This window comes from Variovorax sp. 10L421 (genome assembly GCF_056395365.1).
On the sequence record NZ_JBFTJJ010000003.1, the window covers coordinates 266,188 to 284,218 of the forward strand.

The 18,031-nt window shown below is 68.3% G+C and carries 19 protein-coding genes; 10 read left to right on the top strand and 9 right to left on the bottom strand.

The genetic code is table 11. The annotated features are described in order from the left end of the window. Positions 1-14: 14 nt before the first annotated feature. Together dprA and AC1DFC_RS07525 are read right to left on the bottom strand one after the other, a co-directional pair. Positions 15-1,160 carry a DNA-processing protein DprA gene (dprA, locus tag AC1DFC_RS07520; RefSeq protein WP_478178908.1) on the bottom strand — a complete coding sequence of 382 codons (1,146 nt, stop codon included), beginning with the start codon at positions 1,158-1,160 and terminating at the stop codon, positions 15-17. Between the two features lie 34 nt (positions 1,161-1,194). Then, positions 1,195-2,412, bottom strand: a complete 1,218-nt coding sequence (locus tag AC1DFC_RS07525) for a LysM peptidoglycan-binding domain-containing protein (RefSeq protein ID WP_007829086.1) — start codon at positions 2,410-2,412, stop codon at positions 1,195-1,197. 159 nt (positions 2,413-2,571) lie between these two features. On the opposite strand from AC1DFC_RS07525, the gene def reads away from it, so the two are divergent. From def to AC1DFC_RS07550, 5 genes are read left to right on the top strand one after another with little or no spacing between them, the layout of a single operon-like run. After that, positions 2,572-3,090, top strand: a complete 519-nt coding sequence (def, locus tag AC1DFC_RS07530; RefSeq protein ID WP_056592978.1) for a peptide deformylase — start codon at positions 2,572-2,574, stop codon at positions 3,088-3,090. Positions 3,091-3,094: 4 nt separating this feature from the next. After that, complete coding sequence (locus tag AC1DFC_RS07535) at positions 3,095-3,604, top strand: hypothetical protein (protein WP_478178909.1); 510 nt, start codon at positions 3,095-3,097, stop codon at positions 3,602-3,604. Continuing rightward, positions 3,601-4,560, top strand: a complete 960-nt coding sequence (fmt, locus tag AC1DFC_RS07540; RefSeq protein WP_007829080.1) for a methionyl-tRNA formyltransferase — start codon at positions 3,601-3,603, stop codon at positions 4,558-4,560. Before AC1DFC_RS07535 ends, fmt begins: the two co-directional genes overlap by 4 nt. After that, positions 4,560-5,300, top strand: coding sequence for an AzlC family ABC transporter permease (locus AC1DFC_RS07545; RefSeq protein ID WP_478178910.1), 741 nt, complete (start codon positions 4,560-4,562; stop codon positions 5,298-5,300). Before fmt ends, AC1DFC_RS07545 begins: the two co-directional genes overlap by 1 nt. A gap of 32 nt (positions 5,301-5,332) precedes the next feature. Further along, positions 5,333-5,644, top strand: coding sequence for an AzlD domain-containing protein (locus AC1DFC_RS07550; RefSeq protein ID WP_126021278.1), 312 nt, complete (start codon positions 5,333-5,335; stop codon positions 5,642-5,644). A 96-nt stretch (positions 5,645-5,740) separates the two neighbouring features. Here AC1DFC_RS07550 and AC1DFC_RS07555 read toward each other — a convergent pair whose 3' ends face one another. Genes AC1DFC_RS07555 through AC1DFC_RS07580 form a run of 6 tightly spaced genes read right to left on the bottom strand, consistent with a single transcriptional unit; the run spans position 5,741 to position 11,243 of the window. Then, positions 5,741-6,715: a Bug family tripartite tricarboxylate transporter substrate binding protein gene (locus tag AC1DFC_RS07555; RefSeq protein ID WP_413331905.1), complete on the bottom strand. Its 975-nt coding sequence runs from the start codon at positions 6,713-6,715 to the stop codon at positions 5,741-5,743. Positions 6,716-6,755: 40 nt separating this feature from the next. Next, positions 6,756-7,721 (bottom strand): MBL fold metallo-hydrolase, encoded by a 966-nt coding sequence (locus AC1DFC_RS07560; RefSeq protein WP_478178911.1) that lies wholly within the window; start codon positions 7,719-7,721, stop codon positions 6,756-6,758. After that, complete coding sequence (locus AC1DFC_RS07565) at positions 7,718-7,936, bottom strand: DUF2783 domain-containing protein (RefSeq protein WP_478178912.1); 219 nt, start codon at positions 7,934-7,936, stop codon at positions 7,718-7,720. Before AC1DFC_RS07565 ends, AC1DFC_RS07560 begins: the two co-directional genes overlap by 4 nt. Further along, the gene (locus AC1DFC_RS07570) at positions 7,933-9,585 is read right to left on the bottom strand and encodes an FAD-dependent oxidoreductase (protein ID WP_478178913.1); all 1,653 of its coding nucleotides are present in this window, start codon (positions 9,583-9,585) and stop codon (positions 7,933-7,935) included. The genes AC1DFC_RS07565 and AC1DFC_RS07570 overlap by 4 nt, the downstream gene beginning before the upstream one ends. 7 nt (positions 9,586-9,592) lie before the next feature. Then, on the bottom strand, positions 9,593-10,714 hold the full coding sequence (locus tag AC1DFC_RS07575; protein WP_007829067.1) for an alpha/beta hydrolase family protein: 1,122 nt from the start codon (positions 10,712-10,714) through the stop codon (positions 9,593-9,595). Further along, entirely contained in the window at positions 10,707-11,243 is a 537-nt protein-coding gene (locus AC1DFC_RS07580) for a VOC family protein (RefSeq protein ID WP_007829066.1), read from the bottom strand. The genes AC1DFC_RS07575 and AC1DFC_RS07580 overlap by 8 nt, the downstream gene beginning before the upstream one ends. A gap of 93 nt (positions 11,244-11,336) precedes the next feature. Here AC1DFC_RS07580 and AC1DFC_RS07585 point away from each other — a divergent pair, with 93 nt between their 5' ends. The 3 genes from AC1DFC_RS07585 (at position 11,337) to pyk (ending at position 15,064) form a co-directional block, all read left to right on the top strand. Then, entirely contained in the window at positions 11,337-12,242 is a 906-nt protein-coding gene (locus tag AC1DFC_RS07585) for a LysR family transcriptional regulator (protein WP_478178914.1), read from the top strand. Positions 12,243-12,333: 91 nt separating this feature from the next. Beyond that, complete coding sequence (locus AC1DFC_RS07590) at positions 12,334-13,527, top strand: phosphoglycerate kinase (protein WP_007829062.1); 1,194 nt, start codon at positions 12,334-12,336, stop codon at positions 13,525-13,527. A gap of 88 nt (positions 13,528-13,615) precedes the next feature. After that, positions 13,616-15,064: a pyruvate kinase gene (gene pyk / locus AC1DFC_RS07595; RefSeq protein ID WP_007829060.1), complete on the top strand. Its 1,449-nt coding sequence runs from the start codon at positions 13,616-13,618 to the stop codon at positions 15,062-15,064. Positions 15,065-15,143: 79 nt separating this feature from the next. Here the strand turns inward: pyk and AC1DFC_RS07600 are convergent, their stop codons facing one another. Then, entirely contained in the window at positions 15,144-16,160 is a 1,017-nt protein-coding gene (locus AC1DFC_RS07600; protein WP_007829058.1) for a 1-aminocyclopropane-1-carboxylate deaminase, read from the bottom strand. 136 nt (positions 16,161-16,296) lie between these two features. On the opposite strand from AC1DFC_RS07600, the gene AC1DFC_RS07605 reads away from it, so the two are divergent. Then, on the top strand, positions 16,297-16,782 hold the full coding sequence (locus AC1DFC_RS07605) for an Lrp/AsnC family transcriptional regulator (protein ID WP_042672759.1): 486 nt from the start codon (positions 16,297-16,299) through the stop codon (positions 16,780-16,782). Positions 16,783-16,899: 117 nt separating this feature from the next. Further along, a complete protein-coding gene (fba, locus tag AC1DFC_RS07610; protein ID WP_007829054.1) occupies positions 16,900-17,964 on the top strand; it encodes a class II fructose-bisphosphate aldolase in 1,065 nt (354 codons plus the stop codon). Positions 17,965-18,031 lie beyond the last annotated feature (67 nt).

The window sequence follows — 18,031 nt, forward strand, 5'->3', positions numbered from 1 at the left end:
CTGGGGCCCGGGAATCAGCCGATGGCCGTTCTCTGGAAGAGGCCGCCGGGCAGGCGTGCGATATGGCCGTCCAGCTCGAGCTCGAGCATCTTCGCCTGGAGTGCCGCGGCGCTCCAGCCGGTGCGCGCGCTGAGGGCATCGAGACTCACGGGGTCGTGGCCGAGAGCCTCCAGAAGCGGGTCTTCGTCGGTGGCGACGGCAGCCGTGCTTCCATTTCCGGACGCGGGCGTCGCCGCCGCTCGCGGCTGCAGGGGCGGCAGCTCTTCGAGAATGTCGTTGACCGATTCCACGAGCTTCGCGCCCTGGCGGATCAGCGCATGGCAGCCGCGCGATTGCGGCGAATGGATCGAGCCCGGGATCGCAAACACTTCCTTGCCCTGCTCCGACGTGAGCCGCGCCGTGATCAGCGAGCCCGACTGCAGCGCCGCCTCGACCACCAGCGTGCCGCGTGCCAGCCCGGCGATGAGCCGGTTGCGCTTCGGAAAATTCTGCGTGAGCGGCGGCGTGCCCAGGGGCAGCTCGCTCACGATCAGCCCCTGCAGCGTGATGCGGTGCGCCAGGTCGCGGTGCCGCGCGGGGTAGACCCGGTCGAGCCCCGTGCCCACCACGGCCACGGTTGCGAGCCGGGGCGCATCGCCGGCCGCATCGAGCGCGCCCTGGTGCGCCGCGCCGTCGACGCCCAGCGCGAGGCCCGACACCACGGGCAGCCCCGCCTCGCCCAGCGCCCGCGCGAAGCTGCGCGCGTTGGTGGCGCCCTGCGGCGTCGGATTGCGGCTGCCCACGACGGCGATGCTGTGGCCGAGTTGCGTGAGGTCGAAGTCCGCGGTACCGAGCACGTAGAGCATCAGCGGCGGGTCGGCCATTTCAAGCAGCGAGGCCGGATAGCCGCTGTCGCCCAGCGTCACGATGCGGCGCGAGACGCCGCCATCGGCCGCCTGCAGCCATTGCCAGGTCTGGTCGATCTGCGCCTGCAGGCCGGGAGGCGGCTGCAGCAGCGCTTCGGCCTGGGCCAAGGAGACGACCTCGCGCAGCGCGGCAGGGGGCTGCGCAAAGATGCCGTCGGGCAGCCCGAAGGCCGCGAGCAAACGGCGTGCGGCACCGTCACCGATGCCGGGCGTCAATGAAAGCCGCAGCCAGCCTGCGAGTTCTGCGCGTTCCAAACGAATGTGCGAGGAATGAAGCCGGGGTCGCTGGTCAGGGGTTGACGAGGAAGTCGCCGGCGCGCGGAGTGTCGTTGATTTCGAGCACCAGCGCGTAGGACACCTTCTCGAAGGTGCGGAACACCATCAGCAGGCCGATGCGTTCGTTCGGCAGCTTGATGGTTTCCTTGCGGGCGCCGGTGCGGTCGAGGATGGTTTCGCCGTTCTTCAGGATAGCCAGCACATGGCCGTTGTCGATGCCGTCGCGCGTGCCCTTGTTGATGGCCACCACCTGGTTCTGTGCCGCGAACTGCACCGCGTTGCCATAGACCGACACGATGCGGCCGTCCACCTGGGTGGAGGGCGCGCGCGGCGCGTAGCTCAGCAGCTGGCGCGGCGGCTCGGGCAGCAGGCGGTCGCCGGCGCGCATTTCCTCGCGCGACGCGACGATGTCGATGCTGGCAGGCACCACCGTGATGACGTCCTTGTCTTCCACCGTCTCGACCGTGGTCGACTCGCCGCGCTGCAGCCGGGCCTTGCCCAGGTACTGCGCCTCGTAGCCGAGGATTTCGCCCGTGCCCGGGTCCTTCAGCGGCGTGGCGTTGCGGAAGATCCGGAAGTTCTGCACCGGTCCCGGCACCTCGACCAGCGGCGCTTCGGCGCTGCCGCGGGCATAGGCCCGGTCGCCGCGCGACAACAGGACGCGGCTGTCGTTGCCCGCGACGATGCGCGGCGCGCTTTCCAGCGTGCCGGCGTCCACCACGATGGGTTCGCTGAGGAAGGGCTCGATGATGCTCGGGTTGAGCGTGGGCAGTGCCATGCCGGCCAGCGAGTCGAAACGGGTGCGAGGTGACAGCTTGATGGTTCCGCCGTCGCCGCTGAAGCCGCCGCGGCGGGTGGTCAGGCGGGCGCGGCCGCCGCTTTTGTCCAGGTAGAGCACCTGGCCCGGATAGATCCGGTGCGGGTTGGCGATTTCATTGATGTTCATGCCCCACAGCTCCGGCCAGCGCCAGGGGCGCAGCAGGTAGAGGCGGGAGATGGCCCAGAGCGTGTCGCCGGGCTTGACGGTGTATTCGTCCGGCGCCTTGGGCGACAGTTCGCTCAGCGGCACGCCGGCCTGGGCGGTCTGCTGCGCCGTGGCGCGCTGCTGCGGGGTGACGGGGTAGTTCTGGGCCCAGGCTGTCGTGGCGCCGCAACTGCCGATGACCGCCAGGGCTGTCAGCGTGGCGAGGAGGGAGGGGCGCTGGCGTTCGGTGAGTCTGAGCTTTTTCATGTCTGGATGGGTGAGCGCCCACGGTAGCGCGGCGCATACGAATCTCACAATTTGCTACGAATTCTGCGCTGAAGCCCTTTGGAGGGCAACGATTTCGGGCTCCTGCGGCGCCTTGAGTCGCGGAATTGGCGAAAATAGCCACAACTTTCCCCCGATTTCATGGCCAAACGAATCATTCTGAGTTACCCGGACAAACGCCTGCACACGGTGGCCAAGCCGGTGCAGGGCGTCGACGCGCGCGTCAAGGCGCTGGTCGCCGACATGCTGGAAACCATGTACGACGCCAGCGGCATCGGCCTGGCGGCGACCCAGGTCGACGTGCACGAGCGCGTCGTCGTCATCGACATTTCCGAGGAGCGCAACCAGCCGATCGTGTTGATCAACCCCGAGATCACCTGGGCCAGCGACGAGAAGGTGCTGAACGAAGAGGGCTGCCTCTCGGTGCCCGGCATCTACGACGGCGTGATGCGATCCACCTCGGTCAAGGTGCAGGCGCTCGACGAGAACGGCGAGTCGCGCACCATCGAGGCCGACGGCCTGCTCGCCGTGTGCATCCAGCACGAGCTCGACCACCTGCTGGGCAAGGTGTTCGTCGAGTACCTTTCCCCCCTGAAACGCAACCGCATCAAGAGCAAGCTGCTCAAGCAGCAGCGCGAAGACCTGCGCGAACGGGCCTGATCCCATGCGCGCACGCGGTTTCGGTTCCCTTGCCGCACAGGCGGTCGTCGCCGTCGCCACCCTGGGTCTTGCCGGCTGCGCCAACGAGCCCACGCGCATCCAGCCGGGCGCCACGGCCGCCGACACCCTGCAGCGCCTGGGCGCGCCCACGGGGCGCTACCCGCTGACGGGCGGCGGCGAGCGGCTGCAGTACTCGCGCATGCCGGCCGGCTTCGAGGTGACCGACATCGATGTCGACGCCTCGGGCAAGGTGGTCTCGGTGACGCAGGTGCTCAGCGAGGCGCGCTTCGGCCAGGACATCAAGGTCGACCAGTGGCGCCAGAACGATGTGGTGGCCTTCTACGGCCGCCCCTATGAAATCACCCGCGTCAGCTCCTTCGACGGTGTCGTCTGGAACTGGCGCTACAAGGCCGTGAACGAGCGCCGCATGCTGTACATCTACATCGATCCGACCGGCGTGGTCCGGCGCTATCACACGGGGGACGATCTCGAGCTCGATCGGATCCGCGATTGAGCCGCCTCAGAGTCGTTTTCGCGGGCACGCCCGAGTTCGCGCGCGTCGCGCTGGAGGCCATTGCCGCCGCCGGCCATGACGTGGTGCTGGTAATGAGCCAGCCCGACCGGCCCGCCGGCCGCGGCATGAAGCTGCAGGCGTCGCCCGTCAAGCAATGCGCGGTCGCCAACAATTGGCCCGTGGCCCAGCCGCGCAGCCTGCGGCTCGATGGCAAGTACCCCGACGAAGCCTCGGCCGCGCGCGACACCCTGCTGGCCGCCAGGCCCGACGTGATGGTGGTCGCGGCCTACGGCCTGATCCTGCCCCAGTGGGTGCTCGACCTGCCGGTGCACGGCTGCCTCAACATCCATGCGAGCCTGCTGCCGCGCTGGCGCGGCGCCGCGCCGATCCACCGCGCCATCGAGGCCGGCGACGCACGGACCGGCATCACCATCATGCAGATGGACGCCGGGCTCGACACCGGCGACATGCTGCTGCGCGAGGCCGTCGACATCGGCGACGACAACACCGCCCGCCTGCACGACCGGCTGGCCGAACTGGGCGCAAGGATGATCGTCGAGGCGCTTGCGGATATCAGCGCGCTCGTGCGCACGCCGCAGCCGGCCGAAGGCGTCACCTACGCCAGCAAGGTCGAGAAGCACGAGGCGCTGATCGACTGGGCCCAGCCGGCCGACGCCATCGTGCGCCGCATCCGCGCCTTCGACCCCTTTCCCGGCGCCAACAGCCCGCTCGATGGCGAGACCATCAAGCTCTGGGCGGCCCATGCGGTGCCGTCACCCATGGCATCGGCCGCGCCAGGCACGATCCTCGCCGTCAGCGATGCCGGCGTGGCCGTGGCGGCGGCTGCCGATTCGGTTGTCGCCGTCACCGAACTCCAGCGGCCGGGCGGCAAGCGCCTCGCCGTGGCCGATTTCCTGCGCGGCTTCGACCTGAAGCCCGGGCAGGTGTTCGGCTGATGTTTCTCTCGCAAAGCATCCGCGGCCGACCGGAATTCCGCATCGGCATGCGCGACATGTCTCCGGTGGCGCTCGGCATCGGCGCCTGGGGGCTGATGACCGGCGTGGCCATGGTCAAGTCGAACATGAGCGTGCTCGAGGCCGTGGCGATGACCCTGCTGGTCTATGCGGGCAGCTCGCAGCTCGCGGCCATTCCGCTGCTGTTCGCGGGCGCGCCGGCCTGGGTGATCCTGGCCACGGGCTTCTGCGTCAACCTGCGCTTCGTGGTGTTCAGCCTGCACCTGCGCCCCTACCTCATGCACATGCCGCGCTGGCGCCGCATGCTGCACGGCTACCTTACGGCGGACATGAGCTACGCGCTCTTCACCAAGAAGTACCCGAAGCCGCCGCTGACCATCGCCGAGCAGGAAGCCCAGGAGGCTTACCTCACCGGCAATTACTTCATCACCTGGTGCGCCTGGATGGGCATGAGCCTGCTGGGCGTCGCGCTGGCCAACTTCATTCCGCAGAAATGGGGTCTGGGCTTCGCGGGCGTGCTGAGCCTGGTGGCCATCGTCTGCTCGATGGCGACCACGCGGCTGCGCGTGCTGGCCGGGCTGATCGCCGGCGCCACGGCCGTGGCGGCCTATGCGCTGCCGCTGAAGCTCAACATCGTGGCCGCCATCGGCGTGGCCGTGCTGCTGTGCTTCTGGCTCGAGAAGCAGCTCGGGCTCGACCCGAACGCGGAGGACGACAAGTGAGCAGCGCCGGCGCTACCACCGACTGGTGGACCATGGCCGTGATCGTCGGCCTGGCCCTGGTCACCGTGCTCACGCGCTGCTTCTTCTTCATCCTCGACCGGCCCTGGGGCCTGCCCGAGTGGGCGCACCGCGCGCTGCACTACGCGCCGGCCGCCGCGCTCGCGGGCGTGATCGCGCCCGAGATCGTCATGACGCAGGGCCACCTCATCACCACGCTGCACGACGCCCGCCTGTACGCGGCGGTGGTCGGCGCCGCGTACTTCTACTGGCGGCGCGGCGTGCTCGGCACGATGCTCGCGGGCATGGCTGTGTACCTGCCGCTGCACCTCGGGCTGGGCTGGTAGGCCGCCGCCGGGCCGCCCCAAGGCGGCCCGCGCCTCCCCCTCGGGGGTGGAGTTACACGTAGCGAAGCGAAGTGAAAAGCCGGGGCTCTCGGTTCGTCAATCGAGCTTCACGCCGGCCGTCTTGATGATGTTGCCCCAGCGCTCGCTCTCCGCGCGAGACAGCTTGTAGAAGTCCTGCGGCGTCCCCGGCAGCGCCTCGAAGCCGAAGTCCGCGAACAGCTTCACCACCTTCGGCGCCTTCATCGCCTTGTGCAGTTCGGCGTTGAGCCGCGCCACCGCTTCCGGCGGCATGCCGGCCGGACCGATCAGGCCGTGGAAGGCATAGGCGTTGACGTCGGGAAAGCCGGCCTCGACGAAGGTCGGCACCTCGGGCAGGGCTCCCGCGCGCTGCGGCAGCGCAATGGCCAGCACCCGCACCTTGCCCGACTTGATGATCGGCAGGCCCGAGGCCAAGTCCAGCATCATCGTCGGCACCTGGCCGCCCATCACGTCGGTCATGGCCGGCGCGGCGCCCTTGTACGGCACGTGCGTGATGCTCAGGCCGGCCTTCTGCTTGAAGAGTTCCATCGCCATGTGGTGCGGCGAGCCGTTGCCGGGCGAGGCGTAGCTCACCTTGTCGGGGTTGGCCTTCACGTAGCGCACGAACTCCGCCACGTTCTTCGCGGGAAAGTCGGGGTGCACCACCAGCGCCACCGGAAAGCGGCCGATGGTGCCGATGTAGGTGAAGTCGCTCGCGGGCTTGTACGGCAGCTTGGCGAACATGTGCTCGTTGAAGAGCAGCGCGGCGTTCTCGGCCTGCATGATGGTGTAGCCGTCGGGCTTGGCCTGCATCATCACGCCCACGCCGATGTTGGTGGAGGCGCCCGGCCGGTTGTCGATGATGAGCGGCTGTCCCAGCGAGGGCTGCATCGCCTCGGCCAGCGTGCGCGCGAGGTTGTCGGTGCCGCCGCCGGCCACGTAGGGCACGATCCATTTGATCGGCTGGGCGGGATAGGCCGCCGGCTGCGCCGATGCGAGGCCGGCGGCCAGCGCGAAGGCCGAGGCCAGCAGGGGAAGAAAAAATCGCTTCATCGTCTCTTGTCTCCGTTGCTTGTTTTGAAATCGGTTCAGGTCATTCGCCGCGCAAGATTTGCCATAGCTCGCGGTCGCGTTCGRCGGTCCACACCACCGGGTGCTCGATGCCGCGCAGCTCGTCGTAGGCGCGCGAAACGTCGAAGGGCAGCACGTGCTGGAACACCGGCCAGTCGCCGAAGCGCGGCGTCATCGCCGCCTCGGCGCGCGCGAAGCAGCCCTTGAGCGTCTCGCCCGCCGCGATTCCGGCCTTCACGCTCTCCAGCAGCGTCGAGAGGAATGCCTTGGTGAGCGCGATCGCCTCGGCGCATGCGGCCTCGTCCTGCAGCACCGCGCCACGGCCTGGCACCAGCACGCGCGGCTTCAGAGCCGCCACCGCGTCGAGCGTGCCGGCCCAGTCGCCGATGTAGGCGTCGCCGGCATACACGCCGCAGCGGTTCTCGACCACGTCGCCCGAAAAGAGCACGCCGCAGTCGGGCAGCCACGCGACCGCATCGCCGCCCGAGTGGCCGCGGCCCAGCGACATCAGCCGCAACTCGCGGCCGCCGCCCAGCGGCAGCGTGGTCTCGCGATCGAAGACCGTCGTGGGAATGGTCAGGCCCGGTATTTCCTCGACGCCCGCGAACAGGCGCGGAAAGCGGCCGACCTCCGAATCGAAATCGGCCTGGCCGCGCGTGCGAATCCAGTAGAGCGTGCCGCTGCTGGCGACGATCTCGCGCACCTCGTCGAAGGCGCTCGCGCCCATCACACGCACCGCGTGGTAGTGGGTGAGCACGATGGTACGGATCGGCTTGTCGGTCACCGTGCGGATGGCTGCGAGGAAGTCGCGCGCCATGCGCGGCGTGGGGCGCGTGTCGATCAGCACCACGTGCTCGTCGCCGACGACGAAGCCGCAGTTGGGATCGAAGTCGCTGATGTAGCCATAAGCGCCGGGCCCGAGCTCCTGCAGCCGGGGCTTCTGCTCGCGCGTGTCGGAGGCGGATGCGAAGGAAACGGTCGTGGTCATGGGGTGTCGTGGTCGTCCGTTGTCGTCGTGGGTTCTTCTTCGGCCGCCGCGCGGATGCAGGCGAGCAGCACGTCCTGGTCGGCGCACTGGTTGGCCAGCAGCAGCACGAGGCGGGCGTTGAGATCGGCGCTCTGCGCTTCGCTGCGGCCTTCGTGGGCGGCGAGCAGCGCGGCGTAGAAGTCGTCGGGGTCGGGGATGCGGGGCTCGGTGATCATGGATTGCGGTCGTTGGAGGCCAGTGCGGTGCGTACGGCGCTGGCGATGGCGTCGGGCGTGGCGTTCGCCAGCACCGCGGCGCGGTAGGCGTCGGGACGCACGAGCACGAAGCTGCCCGCGTCGCCAGCGCCGAGATGGGCCGCGAGCTTCTCGTCGGCCTGCAGCGTGGGCAGGCCGCTGTCGCCGCCCACGGCCAGCAGGCGCAGCGGCAAGGAGGCCGTGGCGTCGAGCGCCGCCATCGCCTGCCCGCGCGTCGGCGCGAACCACAGGCCGATGCAATGCGTGCCCTCGGCCAGCAGCTGCATCAGCGTGGTCTCGCGGCCGTCGGACCAACGCAGCGGCAGGTTCTGCACCGAGCGCGCGCCTTCGGGCAGCAGCGGCGCGGCGGGGTAGTCGTTGGCGACCGACATGCGGCCGGTGTTCACCAGCGTCCGCGCGAAGGGATGGCGCGTCGCCAGCGCGACCACCGCGCGGCGCAGCGTGTGCTCGGCCGGCGAGCGCGGCGCGAGAAAGCGCGCCGAGCGGCTCGTGACCTGCAGGTTCTGCTTCGCGGCGGGCTGGCGCTCGGCGTCGTAGCTGTCGAGCAGCGCGTCGCCGGCCTTGCCTTGCGCGACCAGCGCGAGCTTCCAGCCGAGGTTGGCCGCGTCCTGGATGCCGCTGTTGCCGCCGCGCGCGCCAAAGGGGCTCACCACGTGCGCCGCGTCGCCGATGAAGAACACGCGGCCGTGGCGGAAGCTGTCGAGCAGGTGGTCGCGGTAGCCGTAGGGGCCGATCCAGACGAACTCGAACTCCACGTCCGGCCCGAGCTGCTCGCGCAGCCGCGCCCCCGCCACCTCGGGCTTGCTGATGTAGGCGGTGTCGCAGTCCTCGGGCATCTGGTAGTCGATGCGCCACACGCCGTCGGCCATCAGGTGCTGCCACACGCCGCGGCCCTCGTTGAAGGGCGCATCCACCCAGGTCCAGCGCTCGGTGGGCAACGGCTTCTTGAAGCGCACGTCGCTGATGCACCAGCGGTCGGTGCTGCGCGAGGAGTGCGTCTCGATGCCGAGCTGCGTGCGGATCGCGCTGTTGGCACCGGTGGCGTCGATCAGCCGGTCGGCCTCGATGGTGTAGCTGCCGGCAGGCGTCTCGACTTCCAGGCGCACGCCGTCGGCGAGCTGCTCCACGCGCGTGACGCGGTTCTTCCAGCGCAGGTCGGTCAGCCCCAGTTCGATGATGCGGTCGACCAGGAACCACTCGATGTAGAACTGCTGCAGGTTGATGAAGGGCGGCTGCCGCGAGACGCTGTTGGCCTGCAGGTTGAAGTTGTAGACCTCCTGCTCGCCCGAGAAGGTGCGCCCGAAGGACCAGGTGATGCCCCTGGCCGCGATGCGCTCGTAGATGCCCAGGCGCTCGAAGATCTCCAGGCTCTTCTGCGCGTAGCAGATGCCGCGCGATGAGGCGCCGCGCACGCCGACGGTGTCGTCCTCGTCCAGCAGCACGGCGCGCACGCCGCGTTGCGCGAGGTCGCAGGCCAGCGTGAGGCCCGAGGGGCCGGCGCCGACGATCACGATCGGATGGCGCGCGGGCTTCGTGTTGCCCAACTCGGGCGGTGGCGTGAAGGGCCAGGCCGGCAGTTCGTAGGCCGGCGCGAAAGCGACGTTTTCCATGCGTGCCCTACAGCGCGTGCGCGAACTCGGCAATGGCATCCGCCGCCTTCGGAACCAGCTCCGGCTGTCCCGCGAGATAGTGGTTGCCGCCGACGATGTCGACGTTGCGGATGCGCGAGCCGCCCGCGGCCATCCACGCGTCGCGCGTACTCGGGAAGGTCGACTGGTCGCCCGTGTAGGTCAGCAGCAGCTTCGGCACCGTGGTGCGCGCGAGGTTGGTCGGCCCATCGGCCTGCGAGCGCGAGGACCACTGCGAGAGAAAGGCCGTGAGCGAGGTGGTGCGCCCCATCGCGTTGGCCGAGTAGTTCACCTGCCGTGCGTCGCCCCACACGCTGCCGGGCAGGCGGTCGTTGGGGTCGAGCGAGAGGTCCACGCAGCGCGGATCGGCGTGCGTGCGGTAGACGATGAAGGTTTGGTCGCGTGGTGCGCCGGGTGTGCCACGCAGCAGCGCGAGGCGGTCGAGGCACCACTGCTCGATGCGGTCGAGCCGCGCCTTCTGCGCGGCGCTGAAGCGCGCGAGGAAGTCGCTGTCGTAGGGCACGCGATGGCGCGCGTCGTACATGTCGAGCTCGGGATCGACCGAGAGCGGGTCGTGCTCGTCGGTGACCGAGGGGTCGATCCAGTCGCGCATCAGCCGGGTGCGGCCCAGGTGTGCGGCGCACAGCGCGATGCCGTCCACCGGCGGCAGGTCACTCGGGTGCAGGTGCGTGGGGTCACCGTCGGGCAGGTGCGTGGCCGTGAGTTTTTCGGCCTGCGCCTGGTAGAAGGCCGAGAGCGCTGCGCCGCCCGAGTTGCCGACGAGGAACACCTTCTCGTAGCCGGCCGCGCGCAGGTACTGCACGCCTGCGCCCAGGTCCTGGATGGCGCGCTCCATCAGCAGCACGGTGTCGTTGCCCACGAAGCGCGAGTTGAGGCCCATGCAGCAGATACCGCGCTCGGCCAGCGGGCCGATCAGGTAGTGGCCCATGAAGTTGCTCGTGGGGTGCATCACGATGGCGGCGATCTTCTTCGGGCCCTGCGGCGCGCGACAGGCGCCGTAGATGCGGGGGCGCAGCAGCTGCAGGCCCGACTGGCTCTCCATGGCCGCGCCGGGCTTCACGTCGATGACGGCGAGTTGCAGATCAGGCATTCGATGCACCCCTTGCAGCACGCAGCTCGGCCTTGCGCGCGGTCCATGCATCGAGGTCCGCATGGGCGCGCAGCGCATGCGCGTCCATCTCGGCCTGCGGCACGGTCGGCGTGGTCAGCTCCACGCGGATGCCGTTGGGGTCGAAGAAGTAGATCGACTCGATGATGTGGTGGTCGGTCACGCCCAGCACCTCGACGCCCGCGCCTTCGAGCCGCGCCTTGGCGGCCAGCAGGTCGGCCACCGAGTCCACGCGCAGCGCGATGTGGTTCACCCACGAGGGCGTGTTGGGCGAGGGCAGCGCGGCGACGTCGTCGCCCAGGTCGAAGAAGGCGATGAACGAGCCGTCGCGCATGCGGAAGAAGATGTGCACGTAGGGGCAGTACTCGCCCGTGCTCGGCACGTGGTCGCTCTTGATGACGTGGGCCAGCGGCAGGCCCAGCAGGTCTTCGTAGAAGCGGCGGGTTTCCTCGCTGTCGCGGCAGCGCCAGGCGAAATGGTGCAGCCCGCGCACGGTTGGTGGGGTCGGCATGGCTCGTGTTCTCCGGTAAGCCCCCGATTGGGCGATGCGGCGTCTTATGATGCAATCGAAATTAATTCATCAATTGATGAAATAACCATATATATGAACCTGACCCTGCGCCAGCTGCGCGCCTTCGCCGCCGTGGCCGAAAGCGGCAGCTTCACCGCCGCGGCGCAGCAGCTGCACCTCACGCAGTCGGCACTCAGCGTGCTGGTGCGCGAGCTCGAACGCGAAATGGGCGTGCAGCTGCTCGACCGCAACACCCGCAGCGTGCAGCTGTCCGAAGCCGGGCGTGAGTTCCTGCCGTCGGTGCACCGTCTGCTCGGCGACCTGACGAGCGCGGTGGCCGGCGTCACCGATCTTCGTGACAAGAAGAAAGGCTTGTTGCGGCTTGCGGCGCCGCAACTCATGGCCTGCACGCTGATGCCGCGCGTGATCGCGGTCTATCGCGCGCAGTACCCCGACGTCGATGTGCGCCTGGCCGACACGCTGCCCGAGAGCCTGCTGGTGGGCGTGATGGCCGGCGACGTGGAACTGGCCGTGGGCCAGGACGTGGCCGTGGACGGCGCCATCGAGCGCCGTACCCTGTTCCGTGACCGCCACTGGCTGATCTGCCCGCCCGACCACGCCTTCGCCAAGCGTCGCAAGGTGCGCTGGCACGAGCTCGGCCCCTACACTTTCATCGCTCCCACACGCGACTTCCGCCAGCGCGTGCTGCCCGAACTGGCGCCGGCCGAGCGCGACTACATGCTGCGTCCCGGCACGCAAGAGGTGTCGTACATGACCACCGCGCTTGGGATGGTGGCCTCGGGGCTCGGGCTCACGATGTGCCCGACCTACTCCGCGCCGCTGGTGCGCGCGCACGGCCTGCAGATGGTGCGGCTCGAATCGCCCGACTTCCACCGCGAGGTGTGCGTCTACAGCGCGGCGCGGCGCAGCCTTTCGCCGGCCGCCACGGGTTTTGTCGAGATCCTCGAACAGTTCGCCAGGGCGCAGCAAAAGGCCTGAAAAGCATCGGCCCGCGGTAACAGCCGCTCAGGGCGGCGACGGGGCCAAATCTACAATGCAGGCCGACCCGTCTTCCACCTCCTCCAGACCCATGAACGTCATTCGATTCACCGACCTCTGCGCACAGGGCAAGGCCGCCGGCCAGCGCGTCTTCATCCGTGCCGACCTCAACGTGCCGCAGGACGACGCCGGCAACATCACCGAAGACACGCGCGTGCGCGCTTCCGTGCCCTGCATCCAGCTGGCGCTCGACGCCGGCGCGGCCGTGATGGTCACCTCGCACCTGGGCCGCCCGACCGAAGGCGAGTTCAAGCCCGAGGACTCGCTGGCCCCCGTCGCCAGGCGCCTGGGCGAACTGCTCGGCCGCGATGTGCCGCTGGTGGCCAACTGGGTCGACGGCGTCGACGTCAAACCCGGCCAGGTCGTGCTGCTCGAGAACTGCCGCGTCAACAAGGGCGAGAAGAAGAACGACGAGGCGCTGTCCCGCAAGCTCGCCGCGCTCACCGACATCTACGTGAACGACGCCTTCGGCACCGCCCACCGCGCCGAAGCCACCACCTACGGCATCGCGCAGTTCGCCAAGGTGGCCGCGGCGGGCCCGCTGCTGGCGGCCGAGATGGACGCCATCAGCAAGGCGCTGGCGCAGCCCAAGCGGCCGCTGGTGGCCATCGTGGCGGGCTCGAAGGTCAGCACCAAGCTCACCATCCTCAAAAGCCTGTCGGCCAACGTCGATCAGCTGATCGTCGGCGGCGGCATCGCCAACACCTTCATGCTGGCGGCCGGCCTGAAGATCGGCAAGTCGCTGGCCGAGCCCGATCTGGTCGACCAGGCCAAGGCGGTGATCGAGGCGATGCGTGCGCGCGGTGCCGACGTGCCGATCCCGGTGGACGTGGTCACGGCCAAGACCTTCGCGGCCGATGCGGCCGCCACCGTCAAGGATGCGAACGACGTGGCCGACGACGACCTGATCCTGGACATCGGCCCCAAGACCGCCGCGATCCTGGCCGCGCAACTGCGCGAAGCCGGCACCATCGTCTGGAACGGCCCCGTGGGCGTGTTCGAGTTCGACGCGTTCGCGGGCGGCACCAAGGCCATCGCGCAAGCCATCGCCGACAGCAGCGCCTTCTCGATCGCCGGCGGCGGCGACACGCTCGCGGCCATCGCCAAGTACGGCATCGAGAAGCAGGTCGGCTACATCTCGACCGGCGGCGGTGCCTTCCTCGAAGTGCTGGAAGGCAAGACCCTGCCGGCCTTCGAAATCCTGGCCAAGCGCGCGGCGGGTTGATCCCGGCGGGCGGGGAATCTCACGAGGGTGACTTCCGTCAGACACACAAAGTGTATACAGTAGCGAATACAAAACGGAGACTACCTTCATGAGCACGGACCGCATCCCCCGCCACGCCACCAAGATCGTTGCCACGCTCGGTCCGGCGTCCAACACGCCGGAACTGCTGGAAAAGATGATCCTGGCCAAGGTCAGCGTGGTGCGGCTGAACTTCAGCCACGGCACGGCGCAGGACCACATCGACCGCGCCGCCATGGTGCGCGAAGCCGCCCGCAAGACGGGCCGCGAAGTGGCCATCATGGCCGACCTGCAAGGTCCCAAGATCCGCGTCGGCAAGTTCGCGCAGGGCAAGGTCTGGCTGGAGCCGGGCGCCAAGTTCGTGCTCGACGCCTCGCGCACCGAGCCCGGCGACGCCGATGCCGTGGGCCTCGACTACAAGGACCTGCCGCGCGACGTGAAGCCAGGCGACAGGCTGCTGCTGAACGACGGCCTGATCGTGCTCACGGTGGACGCCGTCAAGGGCGAGGCCGTGCACACCACCGTCAAGCTGGGCGGCGAGCTGTCGAACAACAAGGGCATCAACAAGCAGGGCGGCGGCCTCACCGCCCCCGCGCTCACGGCCAAGGACATGGAGGACATCAAGACAGCGATGAGCTTCCAGGCCGACTACGTGGCCGTGAGCTTCCCGAAGAACGCCACCGACATGGAGATGGCGCGCCAGCTGTGCAACGTGGCGGCGGCCGAGTTCGGCCACAAGCCCGGCATGATCGCCAAGATCGAGCGCGCCGAGGCCATTCCGAAGCTGGAGGAAATCCTGCGCGCCAGCGACGGCATCATGGTCGCGCGCGGCGACCTCGCGGTGGAAGTCGGCAATGCCGCCGTGCCGGCGCTGCAGAAGAAGATGATCCGCATGGCGCGCGACATGGACAAGGTGGTGATCACCGCGACCCAGATGATGGAGTCGATGATCACCAACCCCGTGCCCACGCGCGCAGAGGTCAGCGACGTGGCCAACGCCGTGCTCGACGGCACCGACGCCGTGATGCTCTCGGCCGAGACCGCCTCGGGGCGCTATCCGCTCGAAACCGTGCAGGAGATGAGCCGCATCTGCGAAGCCGCCGAAGGGGCCGAGGACAAGACGCTCGACGCCGACTTCAGCGGCAAGACCTACAGCCGCATCGACCAGTCGATCGCCATGGGTGCGCTGTTCACGGCCCACCACCTGGGTGCCAAGGCCATCGTGGCGCTGACCGAATCGGGCGCCACGCTGCTGTGGATGAGCCGCCACCGCGCGCACATTCCCATGTACGCGCTGACCTCGCGGCTGGCCACGCAGCGCAAGCTGGCGCTGTACCGCAACGTGCGCCCGCTGCTGATGGACTCGCAGACCGACCGCGACACCGCGCTCGAACAGGCCGAGGCCCATCTGAAGAAGCGCGGCATCGTGCAGAGCGGCGACGTCTACGCGATCACCTGCGGCGAACCCATGGGTGCCCCAGGCGGCACCAACATGCTCAAGATCTGCAGGGCGAGCTAGGCACTCCCCCAGGCTTCGCGCCCTCGCCGGGGGCAACACCTGCGGCCCGGCAAAGCCGGTTCCGCGGTGTTCCTGGCGCTCAACCGTTTCTGAAGAGGAAGCTGTAGGCGTTCAGGGCCGGCACGCCGCCCAGGTGCGCGTACAGCACCTTCGAGCCTGCCGGGAATTCGCCCAGCCGCACCTTCTCGATCATCCCGTGCATCGACTTGCCCTCGTACACGGGGTCGGTCAGCATGCCTTCGAAGCGCGCGCACAGGCGGATGGCCTCCAGCGTGCCGTCATTCGGCAGCCCGTACTCGGGGCCGCCGAAGCGGCGGTCGAGCACTACGTCCTTTTCGGTGATGTCGCGGCCCAGCTCGACCAGCTCGGCCGTGTTCTTCGCAATGCGAAGGATCTGGTCGTAGGTCTGCTGCGGCTTGGCCGAGGCGTCGATGCCGATCACGCGGTCGGCGCGGCCGTCGGCCGCGAAGCCCACCACCATGCCGGCCTGCGTGCTGCCGGTGACCGAGCAGACCACGACGTAGTCGAACTTGAAGCCCAGCTCGGCTTCCTGCTGGCGTACTTCCTCGGCGAAGGCCACGAAGCCGAGCCCGCCGCGCGGGTGTTCCGAGCAGCCCGCGGGAATCGGGAACGGCTTGCCGCCGGCCTTGCGCACGCTTTCCATCGCGTCTTCCCAGCTCTTGCGGATGCCGATGTCGAAGCCCGCCGCATCGAGCCGCACGTCGGCACCGAGGATGCGTGACATCTCGATGTTGCCGACCCGGTCGTAGACCGCATCCGAGTAGTTGACCCAATTTTCCTGCACCAGCACGCATTTCATCCCGAGGTGCGCGGCCACGGCGGCGACCTGCCGCGTCTGGTTCGACTGGATGCCGCCGATGGACACCAGCGTGTCGTAGCCGCCCTCGAGCGCCTCGGGAATCAGGTACTCGAGCTTGCGCGTCTTGTTGCCGCCGAAGGCCAGGCCGCTGTTGCAGTCCTCGCGCTTGGCATACAGGTCGACCTTGCCGCCGAGGTGCGCGCTCAGCCGCTTCAGCGGGTGGATCGGCGAGGGGCCGAAGGTCAGGGCGTGGCGGGGAAACTTCTTGAGGTTCATGACGGAGGCTCCAGTGCGTTGAGGCCTTCGATCGTAGGAAGAACGGCTCGCAACGTGCTTGCGAAATTTTCTGGATTCAATCGACAAAAAAATGCACGATGACCAGATCGAATGTTTTTATTCCGTAGAAAAAGTAATGAGCACAACAAAATTGCGTATTCCGCCGGAGCTGGATCGCACCGACCGCGCCATCCTTCGCGCCCTGCAGCGCGACGCCTCGCTGTCGAACGTGGCACTGGCCGCCAAGGTCAACCTCAGCGCCGCCGCCTGCCTGCGCCGCGTCGAGCGGCTCAAGGCGGCGGGGCTCATCAAGGGCATCGTCGCGCTGCTCGACCCCGATGCGCTCGACCTCGGCATGCTCGTGATGATCGGCGTGGTGCTCGACCGCTCCACGCCCGATTCCTTCGCCGACTTCGAGAAGGCCGCGCAGAAGGTGCCGGGCTGCCTCGAATGCCACGTGGTCACGGGCGAGTTCGACTACTTCATGCTCGTGCGCACGCGCGACAGCGACAGCTTCAACCGCCTGCATGCCGAGCAGCTGCTGTACTTGCCGGGCGTGCGGCAGATCAGGACCTTCGTGGTGCTCAAGCAGGTGCTGTCGACCACGCAGCTGCCGATCTGAGGTGCGGGCGCCAAAGCGGCGTCAGTGCCGTCCCACAAGGGGGCTCGGTAGAATTGCGGCAGTTTTCTCTCGTCTTCCCGCCTTCTTCTTCCCCTAATTCCAGCGAGGTATTTCCCCATGGCACTCGTCTCGATGCGCGAACTGCTCGACCATGCCGCAGCCAATGGCTACGGCATTCCGGCCTTCAACGTCAACAACCTCGAACAGGTCCAGGCCGTGATGGAGGCCGCCAAGGAAACGGGCGCGCCCGTCATCCTTCAAGCCAGTGCAGGCGCGCGCAAGTACGCCGGCGAAGCCTTCATCAAGCACCTGATCCAGGCCGCCATCGAGCAGTACCCGAACATCCCGCTGGTGATGCACCAGGACCACGGCCAGAGCCCGGCCATCTGCCAGGGCGCCATCGACCTCGGCTTCTCCTCCGTCATGATGGACGGCTCGCTGCACGAGGATGGCAAGACGCCGGCCTCGTTCGACTACAACGTCGACGTGACCCGCAAGGTGGTCCAGCTGGCACACAAGGTCGGCGTGACCGTCGAGGGCGAACTGGGCTGCCTGGGCTCGCTCGAAACCGGCCTGGCCGGTGAAGAAGACGGCATTGGCGCCGAAGGCGTGCTCGACCACTCGGCCCTGCTGACCGACCCGGAAGAAGCCGCCCAGTTCGTCAAGGCCACGCAGCTCGACGCGCTGGCCATCGCCATCGGCACCAGCCACGGCGCTTACAAGTTCACGCGCAAGCCCACGGGCGACATCCTGTCGATTTCACGCGTGAAGGAAATCCACGCCCGCCTGCCCAACACCCACCTGGTGATGCACGGCTCGTCGTCGGTGCCGCAGGACCTGCTGGAAATCATCCGCAAGCACGGCGGCAACATGAAGGAAACCTACGGCGTGCCGGTCGAGGAAATCCAGGAAGCCATCAAGTACGGCGTGCGCAAGATCAACATCGACACCGACATCCGCCTGGCCATGACCGGCGCGGTGCGCAAGTTCCTGGCCGAGAACCCCGAGAAGTTCGACGCCCGCGAGTGGCTCAAGCCCGCGCGCGAAGCCGCCAAGCAGATCTGCAAGCAGCGCTACATCGAGTTCGGCTGCGAAGGCCAGGGCGCCAAGATCAAGGGCGACAGCCTGCAAGTCGTCGCTGCCAAGTACGCCAAGGGCGAACTGGCGCAAGAAGTCATTTAACCAAGCTCGCCCCCAGGCTGCGCGCACTTCGTGTCGCTTCGCCTACCCCCTACCGGGGGCGGGCCGG